Origin of the sequence: Streptomyces sp. NPDC059874, from assembly GCF_042731135.1 — a bacterium.
GTDB lineage: Bacteria > Actinomycetota > Actinomycetes > Streptomycetales > Streptomycetaceae > Streptomyces.
In genome coordinates this window covers 1-10,044 of record NZ_JBHWJY010000015.1, presented here as the reverse complement: position 1 = coordinate 10,044, position 10,044 = coordinate 1, and the positions used below count along the sequence as shown (strand labels likewise).

At 72.3% G+C, this 10,044-nt stretch carries 8 protein-coding genes and 1 pseudogene; all 9 read right to left on the bottom strand.

The window, feature by feature from the left end; translation table 11 throughout:
* Positions 1-106: 106 nt before the first annotated feature.
* The gene (locus ACFV9H_RS11480) at positions 107-1,510 is read right to left on the bottom strand and encodes a sulfatase (protein WP_385396464.1); all 1,404 of its coding nucleotides are present in this window, start codon (positions 1,508-1,510) and stop codon (positions 107-109) included.
* A 343-nt stretch (positions 1,511-1,853) separates the two neighbouring features.
* Positions 1,854-4,610 carry a fumarate reductase/succinate dehydrogenase flavoprotein subunit gene (locus ACFV9H_RS11475; RefSeq protein WP_385396462.1) on the bottom strand — a complete coding sequence of 919 codons (2,757 nt, stop codon included), beginning with the start codon at positions 4,608-4,610 and terminating at the stop codon, positions 1,854-1,856.
* Between the two features lie 24 nt (positions 4,611-4,634).
* Complete coding sequence (locus ACFV9H_RS11470; protein ID WP_385396460.1) at positions 4,635-5,390, bottom strand: ABC transporter ATP-binding protein; 756 nt, start codon at positions 5,388-5,390, stop codon at positions 4,635-4,637.
* Complete coding sequence (locus tag ACFV9H_RS11465; RefSeq protein WP_385396458.1) at positions 5,387-6,286, bottom strand: ABC transporter permease; 900 nt, start codon at positions 6,284-6,286, stop codon at positions 5,387-5,389. Before ACFV9H_RS11465 ends, ACFV9H_RS11470 begins: the two co-directional genes overlap by 4 nt.
* Entirely contained in the window at positions 6,283-7,632 is a 1,350-nt protein-coding gene (locus tag ACFV9H_RS11460; protein WP_385396456.1) for an ABC transporter substrate-binding protein, read from the bottom strand. Before ACFV9H_RS11460 ends, ACFV9H_RS11465 begins: the two co-directional genes overlap by 4 nt.
* A gap of 14 nt (positions 7,633-7,646) precedes the next feature.
* Positions 7,647-7,874, bottom strand: coding sequence for a ferredoxin family protein (locus tag ACFV9H_RS11455; protein ID WP_385396454.1), 228 nt, complete (start codon positions 7,872-7,874; stop codon positions 7,647-7,649).
* A gap of 97 nt (positions 7,875-7,971) precedes the next feature.
* Entirely contained in the window at positions 7,972-8,739 is a 768-nt protein-coding gene (locus ACFV9H_RS11450) for a GntR family transcriptional regulator (RefSeq protein ID WP_385396452.1), read from the bottom strand.
* Between the two features lie 333 nt (positions 8,740-9,072).
* Positions 9,073-9,972, bottom strand: a complete 900-nt coding sequence (locus ACFV9H_RS11445) for an ABC transporter permease (RefSeq protein WP_385396450.1) — start codon at positions 9,970-9,972, stop codon at positions 9,073-9,075.
* Positions 9,959-10,044, bottom strand: a pseudogene (locus ACFV9H_RS11440) (ABC transporter ATP-binding protein); the annotation flags it as partial. The pseudogene ACFV9H_RS11440 and the gene ACFV9H_RS11445, both read right to left, overlap by 14 nt.

Genomic DNA, 10,044 nt, shown 5'->3' with positions numbered 1-10,044 from the left:
GGGGGGGGGGGCCCGCTCTTATAGCTGCGGGCGGGGGGGGGGGGGGGGGGGGGGGGGGGGGCGCGCCCCGGGGGCCTGCGCGGGGGCCCCCCGGGGGGGGGTCGCGCTACGCGACGCGGTCCGCGGCGAGTTGTGATGCCAGGGCGGGGATGCCCAGGTTCTGCTCGTCCGTCGGGGTGGCCTGGTACAGCTTGTTCGTCAGCTGGTACGGGTCGGCCGTCAGGTCGTAGTACTCGCGGAACTTCAGCTGTCCCGTGCCGGACACGGTGCCGTTGCCGTCGGTGGTGAGGTCGTAGTACTCCGTGTACTGCTTGTTCTTGGCGACGTACGACGACCAGGTGGGCGGACCGCCCGCGTTCGCGCCCTGCTCCCACCACTCGACGAGCAGGTGGTCGCGGCTGTACGAGGTCAGCAGGGACTTGCCGTCCACCGAGTGGGTGGGCGTGATGCCCGCCGCGTCGAGGACCGTGGGGGCGATGTCGATGTTGGCGGTGATGCGGTTGTCGGTGGTCCCCGCGCCCAGGCCGCCGGCCGGCCAGGAGAGGTAGAACGGCACCTCGTGCGCCGGGCGGTAGGGCACCGACTTCTTGGTCCAGCCGTGGTCGGCCCAGCCGAAGCCGTTGTCGGCGATGTAGATGACCAGGGTGTTGTCGAGCTGCCCGAGCGCCTGGAGCTTGTCCTTGAACGCCTGGACCGTGTCGTCGACGGTGAGCAGGGTGCGCAGCTGCTCCGCGCGGATCTGCTTGCCGTCGGCGAGGGTGCCGGTCGCGTTCCGGATGTACGCCGGCTTGTCGCTGCGGTCGTTCTCCGGGACGGACGGCCTGCCGTTCCAGTCCGGGACGGCCGTGCCGGCGTACTTCGCCTCGGGAGTGCGCGGGCCGTGGGAGGCGTACGGGGTGACGTACGCGAACCAGGGCCGGGTGTCGGTCGTCGCCTTGTCGAGGAAGCCCAGGGTGCGGTTCTTGATGATGTTGGTGGTGTACCCGTTGATCGTCTGGACCGTGCCGTTGACGTTCCACTGCGCGTCGACGTACCCCGGCTGGAGCAGGGCGAAGTCCTCGAAGTGCGGCGGATTGTCGGACAGGGTCCAGGAGTTGAGCCACTTGCCGAACAGGCCGGTGCGGTAGCCGGCCTGCTTCAGGTAGCGGGGCAGAGTGGTGCTCTGGTCGAGCCGGTACGAGGCCTTGTTGTTGCGGACGCCGTGGTTGTGGGCGTAGCGGCCGGTGAGGACCGACGACCGGGAGGGCGAGCAGAGCGGGGTGGTGACGTGCCCGTTGGTGAACTTCACGCCCTGGTCGGCCAGCCAGGCCGTGGTCTTCGGCAGGGCCCATTCGGTGTGCTTGGGCTGGTCGTCGGTGACGATCAGCAGGATGTTGGGGCGGGTCGCGGCGGCGGCGGGACTGCCGGCCGCCACCTGGGCGATGGCGGGGACCGCCGCGGTGGCCGCGGCGGCCGCCGTGCCGGCGAGGAATCCGCGGCGGCTCACTCGGGGTCTGCTGTTGTCGCTCATGGGATGTCTTCTCCTGGTTCCGCAGCGCGTACGGGTACGGCAGATCGACTGCCGTGAAGGGATGGAAGAGAGACGAGAGTCAGGCATCGGCCGGCCGGGCCCCTCGGGGCGGACCGATGTGGGATGCCAGGTGGGGATCCCGTGCGAAGGAACGTGACTAGCGTCGTGTCCCGGAGATCGGACACAGCGCGCTCGCCAACCTGCCCAGATCGAGGTGGCGGCGAGCAGTGAGAGGGATTCCTGCTGCCATGCGGATGAGGTTAGGGGCGGGGGTGAGGCCGGTCCATGGACGGCATGTGAAATGTGGAACTCCAGTTGCGCGGACCTGGGTTGGCCCGCTCGGTCAGGAAGCCGCGCGGGACGCGTAGGCGCGGATGTCGGCGTCGGGGTCGGTGGTGGCCGCGGCGAGGGCCGTACGGGCCCCGGGGGCGTCGCGGTGGGGGAGCAGGGCGAGGACCGCGGCCTTGCGGACGTCCGCGTTCGGGTCGGCCAGGGTCTTGGCGAGGGCGGGGACCGCCTCGGTGGGCGGCGCTGCCCGCAGGGCGGTCGCGGCGCCGGCCCGGACCTGCCACGCGGGGTCGGCGAGCGCCGCCGCGGCCCGCTCGGCGTACCGCGGCGGGCATCCGGTGGCGGCCAGCGCGCCCAGGGCGGCGCCCCGGACCAGCGGGTCGGGGTCGTCCAGCAGCGGGTCGAGCGGTTCCGGGGCCGGCGCGCGCACGGCCGCCAGGCCGCGGGCCACCGCGACCCGGACCTCGCGGGCCCGGTCGGCGGCGGCCACCGCCAGTTCCGCCGCCGCGTCCACCGAGACCAGGGCGCGGACGGCGGTGGTGCGGACCTCGATGTCGGTGTCGGCGAGGGCGGCGGCGTAGACCGCGGCGTACACCCCCGCGTCACCCAGCCGCAGGGTCCGCAGCACGTCGAGCGCGGCGGCCCGGACGCCCGGGTCGGCGATGTCCAGCGCCGCCCGCAGCCCGGCCCCCAACTCCGCTTCGGCCGGCAGGACTTCGACGAGCTCGCGCAGCGCGGCCGAGGCGGCGGCCCGGACCCGGGGGGCCGGGTCCCGCAGGCACGCGGCGAGCGCGGGCCCGGCGCCGGTCGGCACGGTCTCGCCGAGGGTGGCCACGGCAGCCGCCCGCACCCCGGGATCGGCGTCGGCCAGGTAGGGGCGCAGCGCCTCCAGGTCGGGGGACTCCTCGGCGAGGGAGAGCAGGCGCAGCAGGGCGGGACTGGGAGCGGGCACCTCCGGCGCCTCGGCCGCGGTCGGCGCCGACGCGGGCGCGGCGCCGGGCGCGGCCGGTCGGGCGGCCGGCGCGGCGTCCCGCGGGCCGGCCGTGGCCACCGGCACCAGCGTGACCTCGCCCAGCCTGCGCTCCGGTCCCGGTGTCGGCGTGAACTCCGCCACCGGCACCGCGTACGGCTCGACGGGCCGGGCGGTGAACTCCATCGCCCCGGACGGCGACTTGCGCAGGTCGAGGTGGTGCAGCCAGCCCGTGTCGTCGCGCTCCGGATGGTCCATCCGCTCGTGGTACAGGCCCCAGCGGGACTCGGTGCGGGCCAACGAGGCCCGGGCGGCCATCTCCGCGCAGTCCCGGATGAACGTGACCTCGGCGCACCGCATCAGCTCGTGCGCGGTACGCGCCCCCATCCCGACGATCTCCCCCGACATCCGGGTGAACGCCTCCACCGCCAGCGACAGCTTCGCCCCCGTCTTCGGCGGTGCCACGTAGTCGTTGACGAACCGCCGCAGCTTGTACTCCACCTGCGGCTGCGGTGGCCCGTCGGGGTTGCCCAGCGGCCGGTAGACGAGCTCGTGGGCGGCGGCCAGCTGGTCCTGGGGCAGCTCGCCCTCGAAGGCCCGGTACCGCGCGGCGTCCTCGCCGGCCAGGTCGCCGAAGACGAACGCGCCGATCATGTAGTTGTGCGGTACGCAGGCCAGGTCGCCGGCCGCGTACAGCCGGGGCACGGTGGTGCGGGCGTGTGCGTCCACCCGTACCCCGGAGGCGGAGTGACCTCCGCACAGACCGATCTCCGAGATGTGCATCTCGATGTCGTGGGTGCGGTAGTCGTGGCCGCGGCCCTCGTGGAAGGTGCCGCGGGTGGGCCGCTCCGTCGTGTGCAGGATCGATTCGACGGCGGTGACGGTCTCCTCGGGCAGATGGCTGAGCTTGAGGTACACCGGGCCCCGGTCGGAGGCGAGTTCGGCGGCGAACTCGGCCATCATCTGTCCCGACCAGTAGTCCGACTCCACGAACCGCTCGCCGTGCCGGTTCACCTGGTAGCCGCCGAACGGGTTGGCGACGTACGCGCAGGCCGGCCCGTTGTAGTCCTTGATCAACGGGTTGATCTGGAAGCATTCGATACCGGTGAGCGCGGCCCCCGCGTGATAGGCCATCGCGTAGCCGTCACCCGCGTTCGTGGGGTTCTCGTACGTCCCGTACAGGTAACCGGAGGCCGGCAGTCCGAGCCGGCCGCAGGCCCCGGTGGCCAGGATCACCGCACCCGCCCGCACGGTGACGAACTCCCCGGTGCGGGTGTTGAACCCGGCCGCGCCGATGGCCCGACCGTCGTCCGGATGGGTCAGCACCCTGACCGGCATGACCCGGTTCTCGATCCGGATCCGCTCCCGCATCTCGCGCCGCCGCAGCTGCCGGTAGAGGACCTTCTTGACGTCCTTGCCCTCCGGCATCGGCAGCACGTACGAGCCGGACCGGTGCACCTGGCGGACCGCGTACTCGCCGTGCTCGTCCTTCTCGAACTTCACCCCGTACGACTCCAGGCGCTGGACCATGGCGAAGCCGCGGGTCGCGGTCTGCCGGACGGTGGACTGGTCGACGATCCCGTCATTGGCGCGGGTGATCTCGGCTACGTAGTCGTCGGGCTCGGCCCGGCCCGGAATGACCGCGTTGTTGACCCCGTCCATGCCCATGGCGAGCGCGCCGGAGTGTCGTACGTGCGCCTTCTCCAGCAGCAGCACCCGCGCACCGCGCTCGGCCGCGGTCAGCGCGGCCATGGTGCCGGCGGTCCCGCCCCCGATGACGAGGACGTCGCAGGACAGTTCGGTCGCGTCGGCGAGGGCGGGAACGGACAGGGGAGTGTCCACCAGGGTCTCCACGGGAGGGGCCTTTCAGAGGGATTCGAGGATGCGGCGGCGCAGTTCGGCCGTCTCGGGGGCGCGCTGCGCGTCGCGCTCGCGCGGATGGGGAACGTCCAGCACCCGACCGGAGCCCAGCAGGGCGACCCGGTCGCCGAGGTGGAGGGCCTCGTCGACGTCGTGGGTGACGAAGACGACGGTCGCGCCCGTCCCTCGCAGGATGTCCACCAGCAGGTCCTGCATCTCGGCGCGGGTGTGCGCGTCGAGCGCGCCGAAGGGTTCGTCCATCAGGACCGCGCGGGGCCGGCCGGCCAGGGCGCGGGCCAGCTGGACCCGCTGCCGCTGACCACCGGACAGCTGGTGCGGCAGCTTGTGGGCGTGCTCGGCCAGACCGACCCGGTCCAGCCAGTCGGCCGCGGACCGCCGCCGCTCGGCCCGCGGGACCCGGCGGATCGCCAGGGGCAGCTCCACGTTGGCGCGCACGCTGCGCCAGGGCAGCAGGGCGTCGTGCTGGAACACCAGCGCCCGGTCGGCGGCGGGCCGGACGATCGACTCACCGTCCTGTGTGACCTGCCCCTCCAGCGGGGGCAGCAGACCGGCGAGGGTGCGCAGCAGGGTGGACTTCCCGCAGCCGGAGGGCCCGACCACGGCCAGCAGTTCGCCCGGTGCGATGCGCAGCGTGACGGTGCCCGGCAGGGCGACGCCGTCCGGGTGGCCGAGCCGTACGTCCTTCAGCGCGAGTGCGGCCCCGGCCGAAGGGGGCGCGGCGGGCTGGATCGCGGTGCTCATGGGACCGGCTCCTTCCGGGGAACGGGGGTGACGGCGGCAGCGGGCGCGACCGCGGGGTCGGCGCCCGTGCTCACGGGGGTGCGGTCGGCTCCGCGGAACGTAGGACGCCGTACGCCGGCAGCCCCCCGTGCGGCCGGGCGGGGCAGCCAGGCGGTGGCGCGACGGCCCAGGAGCTCCACCGCGGTCGAGGTGAGCCATCCCAGGCCGCCGATGGTGACCATGCCGACGAAGACCCCCGGGTAGTCGATGACCGTGTACGACTGCCAGGTGCGGTAGCCCACTCCGTACTCGCCCGAGATCATCTCCGCGGAGATCACGCAGATCCACGCGACGCCGATGCCCACCGAGAGGCCGCCGAAGATGCCCGGCAGGGCGCCGGGGAGCACCACCGAGAACAGCACCCGCAGCCGGCCGCCTCCCATGGTCAGCACGGCCTCCTCCCAGACCGGAGTGAGCGCCCGGACCGCGTGCCGGGTCGACACCACCACCGGGAAGAAGGCGGCGGCGAAGGTGATGAACACGATGCCCTGCTCGTTGGTCGGCAGGAGCAGGATGGCGACCGGAACCAGGGCGATCGCGGGCACCGGCCGCACCACCTCCACCAGCGGGCCCAGCAGGTCGGCGGCCCACCGGGACCGGGCGATCGCCGTGCCGACGGCCACCCCCAGCACCGCGGCCAGCAGGAAGCCCACCACGATCCGGCGCAGGCTGTGGCCCAGGTCCTGCCAGTAGGGTCCGGTGCCGAGCCGGTCGGCGAAGGCGGAGGCCACCTCGCCGACCGTCGGGAACTGCTCGAACCGCAGCCACAGGTTGACGTCCAGGGAGGTCAGCAGCTGCCACGCCCCGAGGGCCGCGGCCAGCGAGGCGACCCGGACCAGCCGGCGGCCCGCACTCATGACGCGAGCCCCACGGCGTCCGCGTAGCCGATGACGCGCGCCCCGGCGTGACCGTCTACGTAACGCTTCGCACTGGCCGGGGTGACGAAGGCGAGCAGTTCGGCGCCGTCCGCCACCCACACCGCCTTGTCGGCGAACCACAGGGTGCCGGTCAGCGCGTCCGGCACGTACGCGGCCCGCGCGTCCGCGCCCTTGGCGGCCTTCAGCAGCTCCTTGGGGCTGTCGAAGGTACGGGTGGTGGTCTGCCCCTTCAGCCACAGCTCGGACTTGGCGGCGCCCGCCCGCGGGTAGGCCGGGGCCTGCACGGCCCGCTTCAGCGGCGCCGGGTCGACGAAGGCGTCCACGTCCACGTCGCCCACGAGCCCGGCCGCCTTGAGCACCGGCACGTCTTCCTTGAGCGCGGCGATCAGCTCCGGGCGGAGCTCCGGGTCGAAGGTGGCGATGCCGTTCGCGCCGTTGTAGAGGTAGACCACCTCGGCCGGCAGCCCTGTCTCCTTCGCCACCGACTCGGCGGCCTCCACCGGCTTCGCCCGCAGGTAGTCGGTCGCCCGGTGCTGTGCCTTCAGGAAGTCGTCGAGTACGCCCGGCTGTTCGCCGGCGAACTTCTGCCGGACGGTGACTCCGTGGAAGGTGGGCAGGTCCAACTCGGCCCCGTCGTACAGAGCCTTCGCCCGGCCCTCGAAGGCCAGCTGTCCGGGCCAGGCCACGAACTGCGACAGCGCGTCCGCGCTGCCCGCCTGCAGGGCCGAAGCCCCCACGCTGGGCTGCTGGTTGAGTTTCTGGATGCCCTTCTCCGGGTCGATCCCGGCGCGCTGCAGGGCCCGGATGAGGGTCCCGTCGGCGGCCGATCCCACGCTCGTGGACACCTTCTTGCCGCCCAGGTCGGCGAGCGACTCCAGCTTCGAGTCCGGGGCGGTCACCACCGTGTTGAGGCCGCCGCGCAGGTTGTAGCCCGTGATCGAGACCAGTCCGGTCGGCTGCTTGAGTTCCTTGCCCCGGGCGGCGTTGAGCAGCAGCGGGAAGTCACCCATCGAACCGATGTCGACCTTCCCGGCGGTCATCGCAGCGGTGATGGGAGCGCCGGTCGCGTAGTCCTGCCAGTCGACCTTGTACGTGACCCCCTCCTTCTTGCCGCGCGCCGCCAGCTCCTCCTCGAAGTAGCCGAGGGAGCGCAGCAGGGTGCCGGCGGTGACGGTGTTGATGGTCTTGGACTGGTAGCCGACGGTCACCGTGACCGTCTTCGAAGCGCCGCCCGCCTTGCCGTCGCCGCTGCCGCCGCCGCAGGCGGTGGCGAGGGGGAGGAGCAAGGTGATCGATACGGCGGGGGTGATGATTCTGGATCGCATGGGGTGAGGGCCTTTCACCGGAGCAGGTAGGGCATGTTGACGGTCACCGCGCCGGTGGGACAGCGCGCGGCGCACGGGCCGCAGTACCAGCACTCGTCCACGTGCATGTACGCCTTGCCGTTGTCCTCGCGGATCGCGAGCGAGTCGAGCGGACACATGTCGACGCAGAGCGTGCAGCCGTCGATGCACTTGGACTCGTCGATGGTCACGGGCACGTCGATGCGCTGAGGAACAAGAGGCATGACTGTCTCCAAGGGCGGCCCCGAAGGGCGGGAACAGGAGGAAGGGAAGGAAGACGGGAGGTGCTCGAGGACCGGGAGGCTCAGGGGCTCAGAAGAGTCAGAGGGAGCGGCGCAGCACGCCGCTCATGGTGATGCGATCGCCGCGGAACCGGATGAACTCCAGGTCCACGGGCCGGCCGTCCGGCAGGTGGGTCAGCCGTTCCAGCATCAGTACGGCCGCCCCGCGCGGGGCCTGGAGCACCGCGGCGGAGTGCGCGTCGGCGTTGACGGCTTCCAGCGTGATCTCTGCGTGGCCCAGCGGCCCCCCGGTCAGTGACTCCAGGAGCCGGAACACGTCCGTGTTCTCCAGGTCGCAGCCGAGCAGTTCACCGCCCACGTCCATGGGCAGGTAGGACAGGTCGAGGGACAGCGGCAGTCCGTTGAGGCGGCGCAGCCGCTCGATACAGAGCACATCGGTGTGTTCGGGCAGACCCAGCCGGTGGGCCACCGGGCCGGGGGCCGTGACGGGTCCGACCGTACGGACCTCGTTGGTGACCCGGCCGTGCTCGTGCAGGGTCTCGGCCAGGCCCTGGAGTCGGTCCAGCCCGTGGCGGTACTTCTCGCAGACCACCACGGTGCCGACTCCGGGCTGGCGGTCGATGAGTTGCTCGCCCCTCAGCAGGTCCAGGGCCTGCCGGACGGTGTTGCGGCTGGTCCGGTAGTCGGCGGCGATGACGTCCTCAAGGGGCAGGACACCACGGGGGAAGCCGCCCGCCAGGATCTGGTGGCGCAGCAGGTCGGCGAGCTGCCGGGCCTGGTCCGCACGCAGCCGCCGGCGGCGCGCGGCGGCGACCGGGAGGGCGGCGGGGGCGGGTTCGGCTGGCATGGAATGGAACGTACCGGCAGAGCGATCCCGATGGTGTTGCCGCTGTATTGCGCCACCTGATGACTCGTTCATATTGTCCTGACCTGCCATTTCAGAGGACGGGTGGCAAGATCCGCCACTACGGCGCCCACAACGTGGACCGCCCGGCGGCCACGATGCGGACGCCGAATCGCGCCCGCGCGGGCACGGGGGTACGGCGGCCTTTCCTGCCGCATACAGCAGCACCGGCTCCGCGGTAGGCGATGCCTCTGCGGAGCCGGTGCGGGTGCCGGACGTGCCGGCCGCCGTGCGGTGGGATGTGGCGCGGCATCCCGTGTGAGGGCGATCCGTTCTTCAGCTCTTGACCAGCAGGCCGCGGCTGCGCAGCACGTACCGCTCGATGGGGCTGAAGATGAGCAGGTCGATGGCGATGCCGACGACGAGGATCAGGATGATCGCGAGGAACACGCCCGGCAGGTCGATGTTGTTGCGGCCGTTCTCGAGGAGTTGGCCGAGGCCGAGGCCGAGGTCGGGGGAGCTGGCGATGATCTCGGCGGCCATGAGGGAGCGCCAGGAGAAGGCCCAGCCCTGCTTGAGGCCGGCGAGGTAGCCGGGCAACGCGGCGGGCATGACGATGTGCCGGGCGCCGCGCAGGCCGGTGGCGCCCAGGGTGCGGCCGGCCCGCAGGTAGAGCGGTGGGATCTGGTCGATGCCGGAGACGAGGCCGTTGGCGATGGACGGGACGGCGCCCAGCAGGATCACCGTGTACATCATGGCGTCGTTGAGGCCGAACCAGAGCACGGCCGGGGGCACCCAGGCCACGGAGGGCAGGGACTGCAGGCCCTGCAGGATCGGGCCGATCGCGGCGCGGACCAGTTTGACCCGGGCGACGAGCAGGCCGAGGGGGGTTCCGATGGCCAGGGCGAGGAGGAAGCCGAGAAGGCCGCGCGAGACGGACGTCCAGATGACCTCCAGCAGGGTGCCCTTGATCCACATGTCGGACAGGCTGTCCCACACTGCGGACAAGGCCGGGAGCTTGGTCTCCTCGGTGACCTTCGCCGCGACCAGGACCTGCCAGACCAGCAGGACGAGACCGACGGCCAGGACCGGGGGCAGGACCTTCTGGGTGAGGATCTCGCGGATCGGGGTGCGGTGGCTCTCGACGGCGTCGAGGGCGTCCAAGCCGGCTTCGAGCCCGGCGAGGTCGTCCGTACGCTTGGCCTTCGCCTCGGGGGTGGTGTCAGTGCTGGCCATGGCGGCGGATCTCCCCACGCAGGTGTTCAGTGATCTCGAGGGACAGTTCCGCGACGTCCGCGTCTTCGATGC

Excerpts from the sequence above, each read along its gene's own strand:
- ACFV9H_RS11480 (WP_385396464.1), bottom strand. The coding sequence starts at position 1,510 with ATGAGCGACAACAGCAGACCCCGAGTGAGCCGCCGCGGATTCCTCGCC.
- ACFV9H_RS11470 (WP_385396460.1), bottom strand. The coding sequence starts at position 5,390 with ATGAGCACCGCGATCCAGCCCGCCGCGCCCCCTTCGGCCGGGGCCGCA.
- ACFV9H_RS11465 (WP_385396458.1), bottom strand. The coding sequence starts at position 6,286 with ATGAGTGCGGGCCGCCGGCTGGTCCGGGTCGCCTCGCTGGCCGCGGCC.
- ACFV9H_RS11460 (WP_385396456.1), bottom strand. The coding sequence starts at position 7,632 with ATGCGATCCAGAATCATCACCCCCGCCGTATCGATCACCTTGCTCCTC.
- ACFV9H_RS11455 (WP_385396454.1), bottom strand. The coding sequence starts at position 7,874 with ATGCCTCTTGTTCCTCAGCGCATCGACGTGCCCGTGACCATCGACGAG.
- ACFV9H_RS11450 (WP_385396452.1), bottom strand. The coding sequence starts at position 8,739 with ATGCCAGCCGAACCCGCCCCCGCCGCCCTCCCGGTCGCCGCCGCGCGC.
- ACFV9H_RS11445 (WP_385396450.1), bottom strand. The coding sequence starts at position 9,972 with ATGGCCAGCACTGACACCACCCCCGAGGCGAAGGCCAAGCGTACGGAC.